Below are 21400 nucleotides of genomic sequence, written 5' to 3' on the forward strand. Positions count from 1 at the left end.
TCCATTCTATGCTGGTTCTCCTTCTTCACACACAAAAAAGAGCAGTCCGAGGACCACTCTTTCCATTATCACTTCGAATCCGCACGATATAAAAACAATGCCATTTCGCCACGTGTGATGGCCGCATCGGTTCCAAACTTATCCGCCGATTTCCCTTGCGTAATATTATGTTTCATCAAAGCCTTAACCGCTTCTGCATAGCGTGATGAAACATCGGTGAAAGGAAGCTTCACACCATTGCCTGATAATTCATATGCCCGTTGGATCAACAAAGCCATTTCACCGCGAGTCATCGTGTCATTTGCACCGAAGTGGGTCGACGATTTTCCGTTTACGATGTTTTTTCGTTTCAACGCATTCACTGCGCCCCAAGCTCTTTCCGGAACGTCGACATATGGCGTTGGACGGGAATCTGACTGATTCAGTTTCATTATGTTAGCAAGCCAAATTGCCGCGTCTACCCGTTTAATATTATCCTGGACTCCAAATTCGCTTCCCGAAATCCCCTTTGCAACTTCCTTGTCTGCTAAGTACGTTACTGCTGGAGTGTACCTTCCCGCCATATCTTTGAACGCAGGTTCAGCCTTGAAGGACATTGTATAAACTCCACCTTGCCAAATCACTTGCGCATAAGGAATGAAATAATACGTACCTTTCTTAAGTTCAACTCTTTTAGATGACTTTTCAGGTTTCCCAATGGCTCCACTGCTTAAATGTGAATCATACGAAATACTTCTTTCTTTCATCAAACTATACCCACTAAATTCGGATGAAAAGCCAATCGTCATGTAGCCATCGTACTTCATTTCAATCCGATAATAATCCTCTTTATCCGTATAACTTAAAAATCCGGTATGGATCTTGTTGTCGTTTACTTCGATTGGGGTTGCTGATTCCCTACTATTATTCGGCTCGATCTCATCATTGTTCGCTGGAATGAAAGAGACGTCCATTTCATAAATACCTTGATAATAGTCATTTCCTTTTATACTAATATAGTAAGTGTCCGTTTCGAGATCTGTATGCGAGTTCCAAAGTAATGGTAATTCTTGATAGAATCCCAAACTATCCCAAGAAATCATTTCGCCTTTGGAGTCATATAGATAGACGATTCCATTCATCATTTTTGAGTCAATATCAATTTCCAAACGACCCGGTTCATCCAATTCAACTTTGTAAAAGTCTGCAGTATCATTCCAGCTGATAAACCCTCTAATCCGTTCCCCATTCACATTAATCGGCATGGCCTCAGTAAATGTCTGATTTGGCTCGATTTCAATATTATTTGCCGGTTCAAATGAAACACTCACATCATAGTTCCCGAAACTTGTTTTATTAGCATCTTTGATAAATAAAGTATAAACACCCGGTTCGACGTTAATTTCTTTATTAAGAGTAGTCGGGTTTTCCGGACGACCATTATACACTCCTTCATAATGGCCAACGAGCTCATTATTGGAATCACGAAGCTCCATTAATGCAGCAGAAAAATACGCCTTCACAGTAATCGTCAACGTCCCTGCTTTCGGGACAATTACTGTATACGCGTCCATTGGAGCTTGTTCCGAAATACTCCCTGAGACAGTTGTATTAAAAGGCAGCACTGTGTCTGCATGTACTACGTTTGTTGATGTGAATCCTGACAAAAACAGTAAAAGAGAGACGGCTAAGATGCTGATTTTCTTCAAGATGTTTTCCTCTTTCTACCGATGTATTTTACATAGATTTTCTATCCTATTATATAGCTTTCAAACTAATTAGCAATGTTAGTTTCAGCCAATCTGCTTCCATGAATGGTTTTTCCAACAAAGGGTACTTTAAGCTATCAGGAGGATGATTAAAATGACATCATTTTGCCCGGAAATTTGGCCGGAGGATCCTACGCCTGAGAGCCAAAAGAATTGCGAGGATTGCGGACTTTATAAGCAAGGGACACGTATGGTTTGGGGAGAAGGGAATCCAAAGGCACCAATTATGGTGATTTTAGACAATCCCGGAGCGAGGGAAGACCGCGAAGGAAATGCATATGTGTGCGGCACGAGGCATGCATTGCAACAAGCCGTTCATGAAGTCGGTTTGGATAAAGAACAGATTTACGTTACATATATTATAAAAAGAAGGCCCATTAAAAAATACGATAAAGAGGTTACCCGTGAGATTTGCATGCATCGTCATTTGGATGAACAGCTTAACCTCCAAAAACCAAAACTCATCATTTGTTTAGGCAATGTCGCAGTGCAATCATTCTTTGAAAACAACGAGGTCGATGTAAAAGGCTTGCGGGGTAGCTGGCATGAGGTGAAAGGCTATCAAACAACCGTCGCTTATCACCCGCTCGCTGTCAGACGTCGGCCAAATTTATATAAGTTGTTGGTGGAGGATCTATCACTTGTAGCGACACGGTTGTAGATGCACATAAGCATCTTCGATTATGTGGAAAGGACACACAATAAGAAGCAACATTAGTGCTATTGAATGAAGCGAAAAAAAAGAGTGCCTGGAAACTATGTAGTTTCCGGTACTCATTTTTATATTTTTTTGCTTAATTCTTTGATGGCTTCTGACGAGAGACCGGTCAATTCGACAATCAGTTCTATCTCCATACCTTTGCGCAACATTTCCTTCGCGACTTTTACAACCCCTTGCTCGATCCCTTTCCGAATCCCACGTTCCTCATAGGATACTGGTAACTCCAAAAGCTTTTCTGCTTCCGGGGATTGCTTAATTTCACCCATTAGCTGTTCCTCCTCTTCTTCAGTTAATTTCAAATATGTTTCAAAAAAGCCGTAAAGAAGCCGTTGTCTCGCTTCATCGAGTTCCATGTTTGCCATCATCCTCAAAAATTCCAATTTGACAGATACTTTCTCTTTTTCATCATATCCCATTTTACTAAGAAGTGCTGCGGCGGCCGGGTTGTTGGAATGAACAAATTCACGCCAGTTTTTCTTTTTTAAGTGCAATGTTTTATACTGGAAACGTAAAACTTCAAATGAAGAAAATGATATCATGAACTCTCGTTTTTCCCAATCTTGAGGATAACTAAAAACCGCAATTGGCAAAATAGGTTTGCGATAAGTATTGTATAGCAAACTGTAGTACTGGAACATGCGACTATTGAAATCTTCTTGCTTGCTATTCTGCGGTTCCACGTGCACAATGACGACAGCATCTTCCTTTTTCAACTTCGTCTCTATGACAATATCAAGCCTCCGAGTATTCCCCTTGATCAAATCAGAATGTACCTCTTCAGAAATGGGTTGAATTGAACTGAAATCTATCTCTTTATGAGCATCTGGGAAAAATACTTCAAGAAACTCTTCAAAGAATGTATGGATTAGCTCCTTGAACAATTTGTCGTGTTTTATATAAGATGCTTGTTCCTCCAACACTACTGAATGAACAATCACAAATACACCCCCATTAATTTTCTGACAACTCTTTCGCATCCATGTTATCACACTTATTAGAAAATATCTCCCTAGGATCAGTACAACTAAGCTCCTAAGGTAAGGAATGTGAACCATGCCAACCATCAAACACGAAATTCATATTAACGCGCCGATCCAAACCTGTTTTGATCTTGCCAGAAATGTGGATGTCCACACAGAAACAACAGCAGATACGAAGGAAAGAGCAATTGGCGGTGTTACGACTGGATTAATGGAAAAGGGCGATACGGTTACTTGGGAAGCCGTTCATTTTGGAATAAAACAAAAGTTAACAGCAAAGATTATCGAGATGAATGATCCTCATAGTTTCACTGATGTTATGGTGAAAGGCGCTTTCCATTCATTTATACACATACATGAATTTGTAGAAAGTGGTGAGGGAACAATTATGAAAGATACGTTTTCATACAAATCCCCTCTTGGCTTTTTAGGAATAATGGCAGACAGGCTATTTTTGGAGAATTACATGACGAGGTTTATTGCCAATCGTGCGAATGAATTGAAGAGGATAGCTGAAAGCAAGTAAAAACGATAAGTACATCAAAACGAATAAACTTGACCATATTAAGAATGTAAATTTGATATGGGAGGTTTTCATAATGAAACAAGGTGCACACAGCAATTTATACACAAACCCAAAAACACCGGGGAATCGACAAGAAGTAAAAGAAGAGATTTCAATGGAATTGGCCGAGCTTGGCAACTTGAAACCGAAGCATGAGCCGATGACGCAGAATGATCGCCAGAAGTCGGAGAAAGATAAATATTATTGAACTATGATTAACAATCCTGCGGGACGTCATCTCCCGCAGGATTTATTAGATTTATACCGTTTTTATTCTGCATACATATACCATCGAAACACTATTCGCATGCAATTCATCCCCATCCCAATCTCCAAATATATGTACAATATCAAATCCATTCGCAGCTATGAGTCGTTCCATTTCTTTTGGAAATGAATAACGGAGAGAAATGCCATCTTGCTCCTCTGCTATTAATGTACTGTCTCTATAAAACCGACGATGCGTCCGGCAATCCAAGATTTGTGTCAAATGGTCATACCCATCACGATGGCTTTCAATTACTTGTTTGCCGTTTTTATCAACGTACTTATCCTCGTACTCATCAACTACAGAGAGTTCCTTTAATACTGGATTTCGCGTATCGAAAATGAAGATGCCTCCATCCTTTAGGTGCTTGCGGACAGATTGGAATAAAGCATCCTGCGCTTCATTCGTTAGAAAATGTTGAAAGGAATTTCCTGTCATAAAAGCAAGCGAACTTTTCACAGGCAAGTTCAATTCCGTGCAATCTTGCTGTACAAAATCGATTGCTATCCCTTGCTCTTCAGCTTTTTGTCTCGCTCGTGCCAACATGCCTTCGTGCAAGTCAACTCCAATCATTTGGAATCCGCGCTGAGCCATCGGAATCGTCAATCTGCCCGTACCACATGCCAATTCAATTATTGTTTGATCTTTTTCTGCCCATTTCAAAATGATGTTCAAGTCCTTTTGATATCTGTCATACAAATGATCATACATTTCAGGGTCTGCGTACTTTTCGAGGTTTTTTTCAAATATGTTATGACTCATTCTTTCATCACATTTCTTACTTTTTCAGGTATCATAACAACCTCTGTCTTCAAGTCAACTGGGGGAAATGTTTCATCGATACATTCATTCCAGAACTCCATATGCTTCTTGTCTAACCAATGGTCCGATTGCTCTACCTCTTGTCCACCCTCACCTTGGACAGAATACCAATACAAAAATTCCTCACCGTTTAAGTTTTCACGAAAAATAGTCTCTACATACATTCTTTCACCCTCTAACGTTACAAGAACAGCCTTCATATTTTCTCTTAAAAACGTTAGCCACTCGTCAACCCGCTCAGATTTCCCGCTCTTTACCCGAAATCTTGTCAGCTCTATATTCATGATGCATTCCCCCTAATATACTGCTTGCAATCAATTGATTTTTTGCAGGGTCATCCCTTACAACTATCAACTTATCCAAATAAGGTTGAAGGAGCCCGTCAAGCTCTCCACGTTTTCCTTCAAACTGCTTCGTCCATTTATACATATTCCGTAGCATTTGAAAATCCGGTTCATACGCACATTCTTCCACACCAATCACTTGCTTCATATGCCTGCTCAAAATCCGGTATTTCCGTTTCCATAATGGCGGGTCAAGCCAAATGATAATGTCAGCCAAATCCAAAAGAAGATGATAGGACGGACGGTATACACCTTCCGCAATCCAGCATCCTTTTGCATTCATTTGGTGAATAACTTGCACTTGCTCTTGAGGCGTTCGCTTCACCCGAATGCCATCCACGTTATGGTATACGACCGTATCCAATTCAACAAAGGGCAAACCCATTTGCTTTGACAACTCCTTCGCGTATGTTGTTTTCCCGCTCGCAACGATACCCATGATGAAGATTTTCATTTTCCACATTCCGTTTCTAAAAAGGCTTTACTAATCAAATCTTTTGATTCACCGGAAATCGGCGATAACACATAATAGCGATGGGCAATAAAATTAGCAGACCGACAATTCCCGTTCCACCGTCAATGAAATATCTGTGTTCCTCCGTTACTGAAAAGTAAAAAATAAACGTTCCAGAAATATTTAACATACCGTGCATTAAAGCAACCGAGTATATGGATTTACTTTTTTCGAAAACGTATTGAAGAATAATACCAGCTAAAATGCAAAAGATTGTCATGAAAACCAAGCCTAAATGATGATTCTTCCCGAAATTCAAATCGTAAAAGTATATCATCGGAGCATGCCAAACTCCCCAAATGATGCCGCCATAGATAAGACCTTTTTTTCCGTACATGGACACTAAGTTCGGATACAAGAATCCCCGCCAGCCTACTTCTTCACCTATGAAAATTAGAATATTTAATATCGGTGCTAATAATAATTGTAAAAGCGCAGCTATAAGAATATTCATCAATAGCGAAGAGCCCACTTTATATGTAACCAAATCTTGAATTACTGTATTTGCTTGATCAATCGAAAACAGACTGGGATTAAGTACAAATGAAATGCCATACACAATGACCATAAACAAGAAGCTAAACAAAGGAGCCCAAATCAAAAACCTTTTTTTACCTAATCGAAAACCCAAGCCCGAATGACCAAATATAGGTCGTTTCAACACTGCTTTTTGAATAAATAATCCTGTTATTAACGGAATCAACATAAGGAATGGTGATAACATATCCAACTCAAAATAATAAAACAATGTAGCTGAACTAAAAGTTAGTAAAATAGTTAAAATGATAAAGAAGAATACAGCACGATTATTATTCATTACCCCAGCCCCCGCTTACCTGATCATATTTTATTTTATGCTCAGGGATACCCATCCAAAAGAAATCCAACGTCTTTTCCCATGAATCCCTGCTTGCCCGGGCGATATCATATTTATTCCCGCCGGTGAAGGGACTGGCGGATACAGGAATGAAAGGAATACCAATCTCATGCCCCGCGCCTTCGTATACAAGATGATTGTATTCATTCTTAAAATTGTACTTCCGAAGCCTTTCCATCGCCTTCTCATTCAACCTGACAGAATCGAAACAAGCATCATCCGTTCCGGAAATCAACAAAATTGAGCCTTTTATCTTTTCAACGGGAATGGTTGCCTGTTCTGTTATTTGAGGGTCGGAAGTTAGATAGTCGTACCAGATGCGAAGCGGATTCTCCCCTGCTTGCCGCATAGTTCTACATGTATTCGAAATTTCAACTGAATTGTCTGGGCGGGCATAAGGGATTGCTTTACCTTCATAGGTCCATGAAGGAGGCAATTCTTTTTGATTCGTCCATGGAACGATTCCGCAGCAAACTACAGGCGAACCGCTTAATGAAACGACAGCTTTGATGTCTTCAAAGTAGGTTGCTGCTAGTAAAGCAAGTTCTCCTCCCTTAGACGTTCCATGCATCCCTAACCACCCCTCGGCAACTTCCGGTCTATTCTTCAGCCAAAGAATTGCCCCTTCTACATACTCAAGTGGTATTTCGACAAGTTGTTTAGGAAGGGGGTCTTGTCCCCAATATCCTAAAGCAAGTACGTTGAATCCGCGGGAGGCTAATAAAGCAGCAGGAAACTCATAAATCCCACCTTCCGATCCTCCGACGACGATAATCGTAGGTCTTGGCGAGGTATTGTCAACATGAAAAAATGTTCCTACCACCCCTTTTTCATTTACCGGGGTTCTTATCACGTCATCATCGATCCACTTGCGAGTAATGATTTTCGTGTCGATCACCTTTCCATCATTCTCGAGCAAGATTGTTAGGGATTGAGGTTGTAGTTTAGTAAAGACTTCCTTGGAGTTTTCTTCTGTATGTTTTATCCGCAAAGACCAAAACAGTCCCATTCCATCGATGCCTTTATATGTACCCTCTATTGGGGAAATTTGCTGTAAATCAACGACGCCTTCTTCATCCGCCATATATGTCCCATGGGATTCCATAGAATAAATCGTACTTCCCCAATATGACTTCCGTTGAAATCTCAAGGTCACATTCTGTCCACCACTTAGTCCTGTCACTCGTATACTAACTGGCCTATCAAGCAACGGTGATTCCATGTGGATCTGTAATTGAGGCTTTTCCATCAACGTTTCATCCCTTCCCCATCGTTTTCCTATACCAAACGATTGCTTCCCGTTCAATCTCTGATGCAAGCTGCTCTTTTCCTTTTATGTACGATTCAATATCATACGGAAATCGCATTGATAGCTTTTCTTTCAGGTTCCCATAGACCCTTGCCCTCTCTGGATGCACGCGAAGAAAGTCACGAAATGCAAGATGACGATCGATTTCCAATGAACCTTCACCGTAAATATGGACATGATGCGTTCGCTCATCCCCTCCTTTTTGGAAATAGCGGCGCCCCGGAATGCCATTCTCACCTTTCGCTTCATAGCCAATCGTTGCCATACTGTCGTTATACCAATCCACTTTCAAAATATCCTTCACAACAGGCATAATGTCGATGATCGGCTTTGCTGACAATCCGGGTACCGATGTGCTGCCGATATGGTGAATTTCGATTATTTCCGCACCAAATATCTCATGCAATTTAGCCGCTTCCTTTTCGAAATCAAGCACCCAGCCTTCCGAAAATGGTACAACTTCAACTTTTCGCAATTCGCACCCCCCCAAAAAAAGGACCAACAGATTGGCATAATTGTTGGTCCAAAAATTGTTTCGCACTTATTTTTCTGAAGTACTCATCAACTTCTTAATCACGCGAATTTGCCCGCGGTGATTCAATTCGTCCTCAAACACATGGAACCATTTGAAGTAATTATTTGTAGGCTTCCCATACCAAAATGGGGATTGTTCGAATAGCCACGAATCCGGCAATGTCCCAAAAGTGTCGATTGTCTTTTTTCTCGTTTGTTCAAGCTCTTCAAGGTAGTACTCAATTGGATTCCCTTTAATTTGTTCCCTTGCAGCATCTCCAAGATCCAGTGCAGGATTCAGTAGTTGGATATCCTCATCCGTGAAATCTCGGTTTTCAAATGTATCGATTTGATATGCTTTTTCAACTGACACCAGATGGGCTAAAAGCATGCCGATGGAGTTGGCCTCGTCGTTAATGAGGAAATCCAATTGGTTCACTGTTAGATCTTTCACTTCGGCCAATGTTGTCATCCTCGTATATTCCATCATGGTTGCCAATTTGCTAAACTCCAAGCTTAAGCCATCTTTTTGATCAATTACGTATAATTCTTGATTACCCATTATCATTTCCCCCTCCGCTTTAACCCATCTCTATAATCATCTATTTTAGATTGTAACTTTTTACGTAACGCAGTAACCCATTGAGGATTATTCAAATCGTTTTCAACATCAACTATTCGAAGCAAACTAGCAAAAGTAATTAATTCATGCAACCTTAAAAACATAGGAATCACATTGATTTCTCCATCTGTTACATGCATTTTACTTCTATAACCTTCAAGATAAAGTTGAAAAGATTTATTTGAAAAATCAACATTCCCTTCAAATAAATCACGTAAGGCAAATGCTATATCCGCTGTGTACCAATGTCCGACACTGCTCTCAAAGTCAATAATTTGAACATTGTCGCCATCCCAAATTAGATTATCGAGTTCAAAGTCAAAGTGAATGATTCCATAATTGTCTTGATTAATTTCAAGAGTCATTAACCGTGTTTTTATCGCTTCAAGTTCCCTTCGCGCCAAGCTTTCACTTTGAGGCAAAGAGCTATTTAATTCGGCAAGTTGTTGAACTGTATCATTTCTCACACTGTGCGTATTCGTATTTAAAAATTGCTTTGAGCAACTGTGGAGATTTCCTAAAGCTTCTCCCCATAAGTACAATTGCCTTTCCGATAGTTCTTCAATTTCATATTGGGTTCCGGACAGAAAGCGGAATACCACAGCCTGGAAAATTCCGAAGTCACTCTTCGCTTCTTCAACCATATTGCCATGCTTCGATTGGACAGGCATGTTTACTCTAACCTCGTTCATCGACAAGAAAGATAAAAGGGAAACTTCCTCCATCAGCTTATTTCGATTACCGTTTGGAGTTACCCGTAAAATGTATTTCTCACCGTTTCTTTCAAATACAAAAACGAAATTACTGCTCGCCCTCAAAAACTGGACCGAGTCCTGTTCAAATCCCCAGTTTTCCAACAAACTATGAACGAGTTCCTCACTTGCACCAGACTCAAGAAAGTCTCTCATAATGGACAATTTCATCATCTATTCTCTTCCTCCTATGATTGTGAGAACAAAGATGTCAGGATAACGAGCCAATTATCCAGTCTTTTACGGATGAAAAAAAGACTATCGATCTACGATAGTCTTGGATGAATGAAAGTCATATCTCATCGCCAAAGGAAGTTACATAATTGGACATCGTGAATCTTATTGTTCTCGTATGAATTTAAAAACCGACTCATGATATCACCTTCCTTTTACAAGAATTTCCCAACTACTTGCATTCTACTCTACATTCAGATAATAGTAAATGGATTTTTCAAAATTTAATTATTCTCTTTCAATTTCCGTTTCCAATACTCCCACGCCTGCAAATACTCCTCTAAATCATGAGGATGCGCTTTTTTACAAATTCCGATCCGCGTATAAAGCTGAAAAACAACTTCTTCGATTAATCGTTGCGTATCCATCCGCACGTTTTTCAATAAAGCAAATGAAGCAAGCAACGTCTCCATATCTAAATCATCCGGAGAAGAACAAAATGCGTATGTAAAATCATAAATTAAGGGACCAATCAATGGGTCAGGATCAATCACGCCGACCAGTTGATTTTGATGAAACACAAAGTTATGGACACCCGTGTCCCCATGTAGGTAATATTTTTCTTCCTTAATTTCATTCGTTGCAAGTCGCTCTGCTAATTCTTTCATTCGCAAATAATCATCACCGGGCAGCAGATTCCCGACATTTTCATACGCATATTCCAAGCTTATTCTGTTGAACTCGAACCAGGATTGCCGAGGCGTCCCACCTACCCTGCCCCACGGTGCTTGTGGATTGCATTTTTCATAATGGTTGAACATCCCTTCAACGAGAAGCTTCATCCAATCCGCTTTCTTTCCACGATTGAAATGCGTTGTCCCTTCAATATATTCATAGAGAAAATATTTCTTATCCGAATCGACATCATAAAGATTAGGTAACATCCCAATACCCTTATACGATTCAAGAAATCGTGCGACAATCCCGATATTAGTCGGGTGATCGTATTTTATAATGCAAGAAGGACTGCCGTTTTCTAAAACTGCATAAACCTGTCCATCAGTTGTTCCGCTCGTCAATTGTTTGATTTCTGCTTCGCTTCCAATAAATCCTTTGATTCGTAATTCAGCAATCGTATTCACCATATCTCCCCCATTCTTAATATGAATTCTCCTTGCACGAAGCAATGTCCTTTATTTCAAATAAAGGAGAATAAGATTTCAATGTCGAATATACATTCCCATGGAGGGATGATTTTGAGAAATGAATCACTAGTATTGAATAAAAAAAGTTGGGATGAGGTGGCACCGCGGTTTTTCGGGCGAAATCCTTTGCCTGAATATGGGCCGCTTGCGCCGCGGGAAGATGAATTGAATTTACTTGGTGATGTGTCTGGCATGAAGGTATTGGATATCGGATGCGGTAGCGGGCATTCTTTGCAATATATGGATCGACGAAGTACCGCGGAGTTATGGGGAGTCGATCTTTCAAAGACACAAATTGAAACGGCGAAGGAATTGCTTAAGGACAGCAAGGCGCCTGTCCATTTATTTGAATCGCCAATGGAGGAAAACCCCGGAATTCCTTTTACGTATTTTGATATCGTCTATTCCATTTATGCGTTAGGTTGGACGAGCGATTTGCGTCAAACACTCACTAATGTCCATGACTATTTGAAACCGGGTGGCATTTTCGTTTTCAGCTGGGAGCATCCATTGCACAGCCGAGCAAGCTGGGAGGGTGAAGAACTTCATTTCAATAAATCCTATCACGAAGAAGGGGCATATGATCATGAAGCTTGGCATGCGCCTGCGATCATGCAGCAGTACAGGGTGAGTACATATATAAATACATTGATTGAGTGTGGATTTGAAATCGAGAAGATCATCGAGGACGTATCATTGACGGAGGAGGATCGGGAAAGGCATGTAAACCGGTGGTACTCGTTTGAGAAGGCGAAGATGATACCGACTACTTTAATTATAAAATGTGTAAAGAAAGGGTAATCGAATACCCTTTTTTTATTTGTCCAAAATTCAATTCACATAAATTATCCGAAAGTAAAAACTCCCTTAATTGAGAATGATAATCATTCGTGGTATATTGTATAGTATTGATGCATTTAATGATGTGAGGGGGATTATAGTGCAAATATATTGGACTAAAATAAATAAGATCATTGATGAAACGTCTGAGGTGAAAACGTACCTGCTTGACTGTCCGGAAGGCTTTACCTGGGAAGAAGGTTCTCACACTCACTTCGCGCTGAAAGGTTTTAATGCAGGAGAGAAGCCAAATCGTGGCCTGATTCGCCATATGTCAATTTCTACTTTACCGAATGAAAATTCGATTGGGATCACAACACGAATCAGAAAGATAGGTTCTGAGTTTAAAATGACTTTAAGAAATCATAAAGTCGGTGATGAGGTTGCATTATTTAAAACTCATTCGAATGTACCGCTTAAAAGAGAAGATAATAATGTTTACCTATTGTCGTCAGGTGTCGGCCTGGCTACATTCAGACCGCTTGTACTTGACTATTTCGAACGTGCAGACAACGTCAATCAAATCCATTCATTGAACATCGATTCATCGAAGGATTTCCTATTCCCTGATATTTTTGAGTCTGCACCTGACAAGAAGTTCACATCCCAGTTCGTCGATAACCGTAAAGACTATTATGATGAAGTTAAAAATCTTACTGCAGATAAAGATGGACTCTTCTATATTGTCGGCAGCGATGAATTCCTCGTACAGAACATTGCAGTACTGCGCGAGCAGGGCATTAAGCCGGAACAGATTATGCTCGATAAGCGTGAACGACAACTTCCTGATTTCTTGTCCTTTGAATTGACGAATTAAGCTGGAAGAATGAAGTTGATAATTGGTAAATAAAATAACAGGTGCATTTCCATGACATGGATTTGCACCTGTTTTTGCTTATTCGGATCCATTAACTTTCTTCATTTATGAAGCAGCCATTTCACAGCATCCAACAGATTTTCAGCGATATAATCCGGCTCTATGTCAGCCCATTTATGCCGATATTGGGTTAATGACCCCTCACCCCACCCAGTCAGAACGAGGATTTTCTTCGCGCCGACTGCGTCAGCAGCTAACATATCAGTTGACCCGACATCGCCGATGAAAGCTGTTTTTGTTAAATCTAACCTATGCTTTTCGGCAGCCTCACGAAGCAATCCTGGACTTGGTTTACGGCACTCGCATCCTTCCGAGGAGCCGTGGGGGCATATGAATGCATCTTCAAAACCAAATATCTTGAATTCATTAACGAAATCTTCAAGACCCGCCTCCCCTTTGCTGATCCTATGCTGGTTTGTACAGGCGAATGTCCTGATGCCATATGCCTTCAAGAGCTTTAGGGCTTCTTCGGTGAAGGGATAGGGAGTGAAATCTCTTGGATGAATGAAATGTCCGGTACCCCCGATTGTTCCATCACGGTCGATAAAGACTGCTTGTAAATTATCCATTTTATCTACTCCCTGTGATTTCCATTACTCACTGTACCGTCTGCCCATAAGGAACGGTCATCAGCTCCACCTCAAGTTGTTGGCCATCCCTCATTACAGTAAGCGTAATTGGTTTATCAGGCTCCGTTTCCGAAACGATGATTTCCAATTCATCATATGAGTCAGTTTGGATACCATTGACATTCGTTATAATGTCACCATCATTAATTAGCCCGTCTGCTGGCGTATTCGGTTGAACTTTGACCACTTTCACCCCAGGAATGCCGCTTGGATTCGTCCGATGCAAAACGCCAATCCAACTTCTCCAAAAACGGGAGCGCAAATCATCTTTCCCTTCATATACACTTTTCAAGTTTCTCATGAATTGATACGTGCCAAACGCCATATTATCCGCTTGCATCATTTCGAAATCGCCTGACCAGATACCTGTATATTCAATCGCCACAACAGATCCCCCATCTTGCGGTGTAATTGTCCAAGTGGTCAGCCCCTCATCTTCTCCTTTAAGAACAAGCTTCCGATTTTCCTCAATCTCAACAACTGCGCAGACATAGCTGACACCCCAGCCATAATCGAGGCTAACTGTCCCCCCAACACGGATATCAAGTTCGCAGTTCCGCGTTTCCCACCGATTTCGTTCTTCAGGTACAGTGAGCGCATTCCACACCTTTTCTGGCGATGCTTTCACAAAAATCTCCCGTTTTACCGAATCAATGACTTTCTCCATCGCTTTCTCCCTCCAAATATGCTTTCAATTTCATCAACTTGCCGTCCAATACGCTTCCGATTTCCTGTTGAAGCTTTTCGTACTGATCCTTGAAATTGTCCCTTTTTAAACTATAAACACGATACCTCCCCTCTTTCCTCTCCGCTACCAAATCCTCTTCCACTAAAATCGCAAGATGCTTCTTCAAGGCGGGCTGCGAAATGGTAAATCGATCAACCAATTGGGACTGCGTATATTCATGTAACGACAATAAAGTTAGTATTTTTCTTCGTGTGGGGTCTGCAATTGCCCGATAAATATCCGTCATGTCAAAGCCTCCATGTCATATAACCATTTGGTTATAAATAGAACATAACAAATCGCACATCTGAATGTCAACAAAAATCAGACTATTAATTAAAAATTCCTTCCAACGGCTCCCACGGATAGATTGTTGCTTCAAATTTCTCCTCAATCACCGCGGGATCATTGTCAGCAAAGTGCTTAGCCTCTTCCGGACTATCAACTTCCAGAATGATCAATCCCCCTGTGTGATCCATGAACGGCCCGCCCGCAATCAAAATCCCTTTCGCCAATGCTTCTTCCTTCACATACTCTCGATGCGGGACAAGCCCTTGTTCCCAATGCGGCTTGCCCTCTTTCCATGCTTTCCCTGTCGTGAAATGGATGACAACTTTCATACAAGTACCCCCCTCTTCATTCGTTACCATTCTACTTCGACATCACCTTGGATAATACCTCGCGTCCGAAATGATAAAGGGAAGAATGAGGCATATTGTGTAACTGTTCTACAGTGGATCTTGCAAGTTCCTCAGCCTTTTTCGGGTTGCCTAAGTGATAGTGGCAAAGTGCTTCATAGCTGTTCGATAAAACCCTCAGCGCAGCATCAATCGGATTTAGTTGGATGCGTTCAGGAAGGATAATCGGATTTTCTTCAAATAAAGATAGTGCCTCCTCATATCGTTCCAATCTTGTCAGCACTCTTGCCAGCAAACTTTTAGGCATTGTAATAAATTCACCCTTGACTTCTTTCGGGAACTTGACTGAGGCTTCAATTTTGCCAATCAGCTGTTCAGCAATCGCAAGGGCTTTCAAATAATCCTTTTCATAGAACTCCTCCCTGAACACCTGATTCAATTCAAAATCAAACGAAAGGCTTTCATGTTTGATCAACTGGACAAATAACGAGCACCCTTCAACATACTCTCGCGCTTTCTCTGGCTGTTGGCTATCGTAATAAAAAAAGCTTCTTAAATTCAGCAAATTGTAATACTGATCCATTACCAACTGCTCACGCGCAAAATGGATTGCGTCATCCAACTGCTTATGCGCTTCTCCGTACTGACCCAATGATACCAATGCAATTGCTTTTGTCCCCAGCAACTTGATATACATTGATTTCGTCTCCAGACTATCCATCACTGACAATTCTTCCAGCGCTTGGTCAATAATCTCTACGGTTCCAAAGTAATTTGCCTTGTCAAACTGGATATCCGCCAAAAACCCCTGACATTCGATTACACGCCAATCCATCTGCAAATCGCGGTATAAATTGATCGCTTCTCCTATGAAAACCTCCCAATCGTTCTCTTCTATTTCGTTGTATTGGTCAATCGCCAAAACATACAAGTGGTAAAGGATTCTTGCGTAGATCTCATACATCCTCGCAGCCTCGTAGCCAGAAGGTTCCTTCTCTAAGATTGGGCTGAGTAAAGTGGCTGCATCTACTTTCGGCTGGATTCCCGGTTGTTGCCATAGCTCAATCGCCTGTTTCAATGTACTCTTCATCTTTTCACGTGGCACTTCCTCTACCAGTTCGGAAATATCTACATCTAATTGCCTGGCAATATGCTGCAATCGCTCAATCGAAGGCTGCGTTTTCCCATTTTCTATTAAACTGATCATCCCTCTGGAGACGTGCTCGTTTGCAACGTCAGAGATTGTCATATTTTTAGCAGTCCGTATGCGTCTAATATTTTCTCCTACATGGGTCAATTGACTTCACCCTTTACCATGTTTTATTACCTTAATCATAGCATTGTTCAATAACTAAAACAATTTTGTTTAATATATTGAATTTGGTTCCATAACATGGTATGTTCAATATATTAAACACAGGGAGTTGGGAGAATTGATTAAGAGAAATATGTCATTGATTGTGACTAACCAATTTTTGACGGTGCTTGCAGACAGTATTTTCACCATTTCTATTATGTGGTATATGTACGATATTACGCAGTCGCCGCTCTCTTCAGCGTTAGTGACCGCTGTCAGTGCATTGACGGCCGTTTTCATCGCACCATTCATCGGTGTTCTTGTCGACCGAAAAGAACCGAAGTCTTCCATGCAAATCGGGTATATCATCATGGTGTCAGTCGGGGTTCTATTGACACTCGCCTACCTGTTTTGGCTGGATGGTGTTGCTTTTGCAATCTACGTGGCGCTCATCGTTCACAATATTTGCATGACATTCATTGGCCCGGCAAAAAATAAACTGTTGCCGCGGATTGTTGGCGTCGACAGGATTGTTAAAGTGAACGGTTATATATCTTCCACAAGTGAGACGTCATACTTAATTGGGCAGGGGATTAGCGGTGTATTGATTACCATCATGGGGTTTGTTGGCGTAATGCTGTTGCATTCGGGGGTGTACATTATCGCGAGCATCTTATTGATCTTCGTAATTAATATTTCGTTGGCCCGGGATGAAGAAGAATCTGAAGCTGCTCCTACGAAAAAGCCATCCATGCTCTCCGAATTCAAAGATGGCTGGGCCGTTTTGCGGAATAATCGCCCTATCTTAAAGTTGTCAATCTTAGCCTCTTTAATGAATGCGACAACGATAGCAGGGGCTTTGGTGGTCGTATTGATTACAGATCATTATGAAGGAAACGCATTTCAATTTGGCTTGTTCGGTGCTTTCGCCGCTGTTGGTGGAATATTAATTGGGCTCGTTGCGGATAAAGTTACTTCCTTTGCTAAACCTTCCATTGTCATGTTCACTTCCATGTCGGTTGCAGCGGTTGCGTTCATGTATATGGGTGTTACATCGGCCCTTTATGTTGGCATTGCGCTATACGTGGTGATGAATACACTGATGACTGTATATGGTGTTTTATATAACTCTTTACTAATCGTATTAGTAGAGGATAAATTCAGGGGTCGGGTCTATACGTTGAATGGCGCAATCGCCACTTTTCTCATGCCGGGATTCGCCATCGCGGGTGGGGTTATCGCAGAGTGGGGCATCCCCGTCAACCAGTTATTCATCGGAGCTGGCATATGGGTGCTGCTTCTATCACTTTTCTTCCTGATTGACCCAGATCTGCGTAGAATTGAGAAGGTTTCGGGTAAAAAGGCTAACGCGGGGGATGCGGCAGTTGCAGTGGAATGAAAAATGGAAACCTAAGCGTGTGTGGAAATCGGTTATCACCGCTTAAGGTGGGTTTATCACCGCTCAGCGGCACTTTATCACCGCTCAGCGACACTTTATCACCGCTCAGACAGCTTTTATCACCGTTCGGCCATTTTGCAAGCAAAAACGCTGATTCCCAAAAGGAATCAGCGCCTTTCTTAAACCAATATCATCCAAAGAATCATCGTTACTACAATTGTCGTAACCCCTTGTAGCAATGTCGCCATTGTTTGCGCTTTGTAGGCGTCTGTCACTGTCATTCCACTGAACTGAGTGACGACCCAGAAAAAGCTGTCGTTCACGTGGCTTACCATCATTCCGCCGGCACCAACTGCCATGACGACAAGAGCGAGCGGAATTGCGCCTTCAATTCCCATTGCTGGAAGAAGCGGGGCAATCAATGTCGATGTGATGACCAATGCAGCGGTAGTCGAACCTTGCGCCGTTTTCAAAGCAGCTGCGATGAAGAACGGAACAAGAAGGAAGAGGGCGCCGCCCGCTATTGCATCAAAGTTCATGCCGCTGATCAAATCAGCTACACCAGAATTTGAAATCACTTTCCCGAATGCGCCACCCGCACCTGTGATTAGCAAAATTGGTGCCGCTTCCTTCAATCCTTCTCCAATCCATTTCGTTAATGTCTCTTCATTCCATTTTGGTAGGAGCAGGAATGCCGCAGAGACACCGAATAACAAGGCAACTGTAGGAGCCCCTAAGAATTGAAGGAAGTTTTTAAAGCTGCCTTCTGCCATTGTCAACTTCGCGATTGATCCGACACCGATCAGAACGATTGGCAAAACGATTGGCAGGAATGCTTTGAAAGTCGAAGGCATATGGCCAAATGACTTAACGATTTCATCATAATCAAGTCCGTTATTATCCTCTACATCTTCCGGCACGGAAATTTTCGATCCGACTCTCACTGCCCATAAATACCCAACAACGACTGCCGGGATGGCAACGATAAGACCAATTAAAATAATAGTGCCCAAGAAGTTTTCCGCACCGATATTTCCAGCAGCAGCAATCGGCCCCGGTGTCGGTGGCACTAATGTATGGGTTGCATATAGTCCCGTCGCGAGCGCAACCGACATCGATGCAATTGCAACTTTTGCCCGTTTCGCCAATGCTTTCTTTAAACTGGATAAAATAATGAAGCCCGAATCACAGAAAACCGGAATCGATACGATGTATCCGATAATGGACATCGCCAATTGAGGGCGTTTCTCCCCAATCACGCGCAACACAACTTCCGCCATCCTGTACGCGGCACCTGATTTTTCTAAAATGACACCGATAATCGTACCCGCAACGATGACGAGCCCAATCCCCTTCATTAATCCCCCGAAGCCTTCGTTCACATTCTCAACAACAGTCAACAGCGGCATGCCGGACGTGATACCGACGAAAAATGCTCCAGCCAATAATGATAAAAACGGATGAACCTTGAATACCGCTGTTAGTACTACGATCAAGACAACACTTAAGATAATCATTGCAACTAACATTCCCTACACCCCTTTTTCTCTAATGAGCTCCAATACCTTTTTTGTTTTCCTACGCAAATGGTCATAAGCGTTTGTAATTGCATCTTCCGCAGGTATATTCTCATCCATGATGGCGTGGACTTCCGTAAACAACGGCGTTAATGTACCACGGATTTCTTCATCCACAGCCCCCGAAATAAGAATGATTGGCAACGCTAACCGATGCGCCACTTTCGCAATGCCGAATGGCGCTTTCCCGGAAAGTGTCTGCAAATCGGTTTTCCCTTCCCCAGTGATGATTAAATCTGCATCTTTCACATGTTCTTCGAAATCGATTGCTTCGAGCACAACATCGATTCCTTGCTGCATTTCACAATTGAAGAATGCTTGGAACGCACCTCCCAATCCCCCAGCAGCCCCTGCTCCTTCCTTCGAATGAAGGGAAATTCCTGTTTCTTTTTCAACTACGTCCGCGAATTTGCGTAAATTCCGGTCAAGTTCGTCCACGTCAGTCGGGCTTGCCCCTTTCTGCGGACCGAAAACAACCGACGCACCTTCATGACCGATGAATGGGTTTTTCACATCACTCGCTATTAAAAACTCACAATCTGCAATGCGTTCATCCCATTTCTCTCTATTAATTGAGTAAATATACTGGAGTCCCCCTCCCCCTTTCGCTAATTCGATCCCTTCTTTATCCAACAAACGCATACCAAGTGCCTGAAGGATTCCTGCCCCTCCATCATTCGTTGCGCTTCCCCCAAGGCCGATAATGAATTTTCGATAGCCGCTGTCCAATGCATGTACGATCAATTGACCGGTGCCATAAGAGGACGCGAAACGCGGATTTCTTTCGTTTTCCTTCAGTCTCATAATTCCTGAGGCCTCTGCAATTTCAATCGAGCACGTCTCGCCGTCCCCAAGAATGCCATATGACACTCGAATGGGCCTGCCGAGCGGATCCTCTACATTGATGGATACATATTTCCCCTTTGTCGCATCGACCAAGCTCCTCATCGTGCCTTCCCCGCCGTCAGCTACCGGCAGCAGAACCGTCCTTATATCTGAGTTCACGTCACATACACCTTTAGCCATTGCTTCGGCAGCTTCACTCGCTGCCAAACTTCCTTTGAATGAATCGGGTGCCAAAATCACTTTCATGGGAAGCACCTCCAATTTAATATATATAAGACTTGTGTTTAATTTTATGTTTCGAAAATCAAAATACATTCTACTTTATGTTGAAGTTTCGAGTTATATTAAGGATTTTTTTTACGGGGACCGACTTTCGATACTTTACCACTGACTTGCAAAATATCATCCACTCACTCTGACTCCTTTAGCACCTTATAAAAAATGCCCACTAGTCAAAGTGGGCATTCCTATTATTATTATGCTTACGCTATCGCTATTCCAGCGCTTGCAGTACCCGTAACGGCCGCAATCACTGTTACTCCTAATAATGTGAAGACCATTAATAGACGATCACCTGTAGCTACCGGTACAGCTGCGGCAGCCGATCCGGTTAATATTGATCCCACTGCCAGCCCAGTTGTGAGCTGAGGGGTCAAATCGACAAATGCAGCTGTTGGGCTGAATGTATCGCTTCCTGCAGGAGCTTGATAAATCTGTGCTCTGACCGTTGCCGTTGGGGCAAGAGTCAATGCGACCGTTATTGTAAATGTAGCGGAAATCGATGTTATCGTACCAGGTCGAGGCACTGTAAAAGCTTCGTTCAATAGTCCCCCAACAGTCGGCAGTACAATAACACCACCAGTGATAGTACCTGGCACGGCGGTACCGAAACCTAAAAAGAATGGTACACCGACTACGCCACCGGCTACCGTTGTCAATGCGACGGGAACTGCTCCAGATGCAAACGGAATGATAGAGCCCTGCGCAGCTGGCGCAGTTGGCGCAGTTGCTGGCGGCAGACAGTTTTGATCAACCGCAAGAATTGGTCCTAATGTATGGCATCTGTTTTGGAAGATTCCATTGTTGTTTCCACAACAACCTGCAACCCCTCCTCCACATCCGCCTCCTTGAAAACAAGCCATAGTAACACCTCCTT

At 42.2% G+C, this 21400-nt stretch carries 25 protein-coding genes; 6 read left to right on the plus strand and 19 right to left on the minus strand.

Annotated features, from left to right (window positions below):
- Positions 1-68: 68 nt before the first annotated feature.
- Complete coding sequence (locus ACFPZG_RS02700) at positions 69-1688, minus strand: S-layer homology domain-containing protein (RefSeq protein WP_283733193.1); 1620 nt, start codon at positions 1686-1688, stop codon at positions 69-71.
- A 154-nt stretch (positions 1689-1842) separates the two neighbouring features.
- On the opposite strand from ACFPZG_RS02700, the gene ACFPZG_RS02705 reads away from it, so the two are divergent.
- Positions 1843-2409 carry a uracil-DNA glycosylase gene (locus tag ACFPZG_RS02705; RefSeq protein WP_283733194.1) on the plus strand — a complete coding sequence of 189 codons (567 nt, stop codon included), beginning with the start codon at positions 1843-1845 and terminating at the stop codon, positions 2407-2409.
- A gap of 119 nt (positions 2410-2528) precedes the next feature.
- Here ACFPZG_RS02705 and ACFPZG_RS02710 read toward each other — a convergent pair whose 3' ends face one another.
- Positions 2529-3407, minus strand: coding sequence for an RpnC/YadD family protein (locus tag ACFPZG_RS02710; protein ID WP_317941374.1), 879 nt, complete (start codon positions 3405-3407; stop codon positions 2529-2531).
- A 115-nt stretch (positions 3408-3522) separates the two neighbouring features.
- Between ACFPZG_RS02710 and ACFPZG_RS02715 the strand changes: the two genes are divergently transcribed.
- Together ACFPZG_RS02715 and ACFPZG_RS02720 are read left to right on the plus strand one after the other, a co-directional pair.
- On the plus strand, positions 3523-3975 hold the full coding sequence (locus tag ACFPZG_RS02715) for an SRPBCC family protein (protein ID WP_283733195.1): 453 nt from the start codon (positions 3523-3525) through the stop codon (positions 3973-3975).
- Between the two features lie 73 nt (positions 3976-4048).
- Positions 4049-4222, plus strand: a complete 174-nt coding sequence (locus ACFPZG_RS02720; RefSeq protein WP_283733196.1) for a hypothetical protein — start codon at positions 4049-4051, stop codon at positions 4220-4222.
- A 51-nt stretch (positions 4223-4273) separates the two neighbouring features.
- On the opposite strand, the gene ACFPZG_RS02725 is transcribed toward ACFPZG_RS02720, so the two are convergent.
- The 9 genes from ACFPZG_RS02725 to ACFPZG_RS02765 form a co-directional block, all read right to left on the minus strand.
- On the minus strand, positions 4274-5044 hold the full coding sequence (locus tag ACFPZG_RS02725; protein WP_317941375.1) for a class I SAM-dependent methyltransferase: 771 nt from the start codon (positions 5042-5044) through the stop codon (positions 4274-4276).
- Positions 5041-5388 carry a DUF6176 family protein gene (locus tag ACFPZG_RS02730; RefSeq protein WP_283733198.1) on the minus strand — a complete coding sequence of 116 codons (348 nt, stop codon included), beginning with the start codon at positions 5386-5388 and terminating at the stop codon, positions 5041-5043. Before ACFPZG_RS02730 ends, ACFPZG_RS02725 begins: the two co-directional genes overlap by 4 nt.
- Positions 5342-5902, minus strand: a complete 561-nt coding sequence (locus tag ACFPZG_RS02735) for a P-loop NTPase family protein (protein ID WP_283733199.1) — start codon at positions 5900-5902, stop codon at positions 5342-5344. Before ACFPZG_RS02735 ends, ACFPZG_RS02730 begins: the two co-directional genes overlap by 47 nt.
- Positions 5903-5936: 34 nt before the next feature.
- Positions 5937-6779 (minus strand): CPBP family intramembrane glutamic endopeptidase, encoded by an 843-nt coding sequence (locus ACFPZG_RS02740; protein ID WP_317941376.1) that lies wholly within the window; start codon positions 6777-6779, stop codon positions 5937-5939.
- The gene (locus ACFPZG_RS02745) at positions 6772-8145 is read right to left on the minus strand and encodes an acyl-CoA thioesterase/bile acid-CoA:amino acid N-acyltransferase family protein (RefSeq protein ID WP_381426393.1); all 1374 of its coding nucleotides are present in this window, start codon (positions 8143-8145) and stop codon (positions 6772-6774) included. The genes ACFPZG_RS02740 and ACFPZG_RS02745 overlap by 8 nt, the downstream gene beginning before the upstream one ends.
- Positions 8096-8623, minus strand: coding sequence for a GrpB family protein (locus tag ACFPZG_RS02750; RefSeq protein ID WP_283733204.1), 528 nt, complete (start codon positions 8621-8623; stop codon positions 8096-8098). Before ACFPZG_RS02750 ends, ACFPZG_RS02745 begins: the two co-directional genes overlap by 50 nt.
- Before the next feature lie 66 nt (positions 8624-8689).
- Positions 8690-9223, minus strand: a complete 534-nt coding sequence (locus ACFPZG_RS02755) for a DinB family protein (RefSeq protein WP_283733205.1) — start codon at positions 9221-9223, stop codon at positions 8690-8692.
- Between the two features lie 2 nt (positions 9224-9225).
- Positions 9226-10209 carry a phosphotransferase enzyme family protein gene (locus tag ACFPZG_RS02760; RefSeq protein ID WP_317941378.1) on the minus strand — a complete coding sequence of 328 codons (984 nt, stop codon included), beginning with the start codon at positions 10207-10209 and terminating at the stop codon, positions 9226-9228.
- 284 nt (positions 10210-10493) lie between these two features.
- On the minus strand, positions 10494-11354 hold the full coding sequence (locus tag ACFPZG_RS02765) for a phosphotransferase (protein WP_283733208.1): 861 nt from the start codon (positions 11352-11354) through the stop codon (positions 10494-10496).
- A 105-nt stretch (positions 11355-11459) separates the two neighbouring features.
- On the opposite strand from ACFPZG_RS02765, the gene ACFPZG_RS02770 reads away from it, so the two are divergent.
- Both ACFPZG_RS02770 and ACFPZG_RS02775 read left to right on the plus strand, forming a co-directional pair.
- Complete coding sequence (locus ACFPZG_RS02770) at positions 11460-12215, plus strand: class I SAM-dependent methyltransferase (protein ID WP_381426398.1); 756 nt, start codon at positions 11460-11462, stop codon at positions 12213-12215.
- Positions 12216-12354: 139 nt separating this feature from the next.
- Complete coding sequence (locus ACFPZG_RS02775) at positions 12355-13071, plus strand: dihydropteridine reductase (RefSeq protein ID WP_283733210.1); 717 nt, start codon at positions 12355-12357, stop codon at positions 13069-13071.
- 101 nt (positions 13072-13172) lie between these two features.
- Here the strand turns inward: ACFPZG_RS02775 and ACFPZG_RS02780 are convergent, their stop codons facing one another.
- From ACFPZG_RS02780 to ACFPZG_RS02800, 5 genes are all read right to left on the minus strand, one after another.
- Complete coding sequence (locus ACFPZG_RS02780; RefSeq protein ID WP_283733211.1) at positions 13173-13700, minus strand: HAD-IIIA family hydrolase; 528 nt, start codon at positions 13698-13700, stop codon at positions 13173-13175.
- A gap of 28 nt (positions 13701-13728) precedes the next feature.
- Positions 13729-14427, minus strand: coding sequence for an SRPBCC domain-containing protein (locus tag ACFPZG_RS02785; protein ID WP_317941379.1), 699 nt, complete (start codon positions 14425-14427; stop codon positions 13729-13731).
- Positions 14411-14734, minus strand: a complete 324-nt coding sequence (locus ACFPZG_RS02790) for an ArsR/SmtB family transcription factor (RefSeq protein WP_283733215.1) — start codon at positions 14732-14734, stop codon at positions 14411-14413. Before ACFPZG_RS02790 ends, ACFPZG_RS02785 begins: the two co-directional genes overlap by 17 nt.
- Before the next feature lie 85 nt (positions 14735-14819).
- Positions 14820-15107, minus strand: coding sequence for a YciI family protein (locus tag ACFPZG_RS02795; RefSeq protein ID WP_283733216.1), 288 nt, complete (start codon positions 15105-15107; stop codon positions 14820-14822).
- Between the two features lie 31 nt (positions 15108-15138).
- Positions 15139-16422 (minus strand): helix-turn-helix domain-containing protein, encoded by a 1284-nt coding sequence (locus ACFPZG_RS02800; RefSeq protein WP_283733217.1) that lies wholly within the window; start codon positions 16420-16422, stop codon positions 15139-15141.
- 136 nt (positions 16423-16558) lie between these two features.
- Here ACFPZG_RS02800 and ACFPZG_RS02805 point away from each other — a divergent pair, with 136 nt between their 5' ends.
- Positions 16559-17821 carry an MFS transporter gene (locus tag ACFPZG_RS02805; RefSeq protein WP_283733218.1) on the plus strand — a complete coding sequence of 421 codons (1263 nt, stop codon included), beginning with the start codon at positions 16559-16561 and terminating at the stop codon, positions 17819-17821.
- Positions 17822-18000: 179 nt separating this feature from the next.
- Here the strand turns inward: ACFPZG_RS02805 and ACFPZG_RS02810 are convergent, their stop codons facing one another.
- The 3 genes from ACFPZG_RS02810 to ACFPZG_RS02820 all read right to left on the minus strand — a co-directional run bounded on the left by ACFPZG_RS02810 (position 18001) and on the right by ACFPZG_RS02820 (position 21386).
- Complete coding sequence (locus ACFPZG_RS02810; RefSeq protein WP_283733219.1) at positions 18001-19350, minus strand: GntP family permease; 1350 nt, start codon at positions 19348-19350, stop codon at positions 18001-18003.
- Positions 19351-19353: 3 nt separating this feature from the next.
- Positions 19354-20490, minus strand: coding sequence for a glycerate kinase (locus ACFPZG_RS02815; protein ID WP_317941380.1), 1137 nt, complete (start codon positions 20488-20490; stop codon positions 19354-19356).
- A 236-nt stretch (positions 20491-20726) separates the two neighbouring features.
- Positions 20727-21386, minus strand: a complete 660-nt coding sequence (locus tag ACFPZG_RS02820) for an exosporium glycoprotein BclB-related protein (protein ID WP_283733220.1) — start codon at positions 21384-21386, stop codon at positions 20727-20729.
- Between the last annotated feature and the right edge of the window lie 14 nt (positions 21387-21400).

It is taken from the genome of Sporosarcina thermotolerans, from assembly GCF_042658975.1.
Lineage (GTDB): Bacteria > Bacillota > Bacilli > Bacillales_A > Planococcaceae > Sporosarcina > Sporosarcina thermotolerans.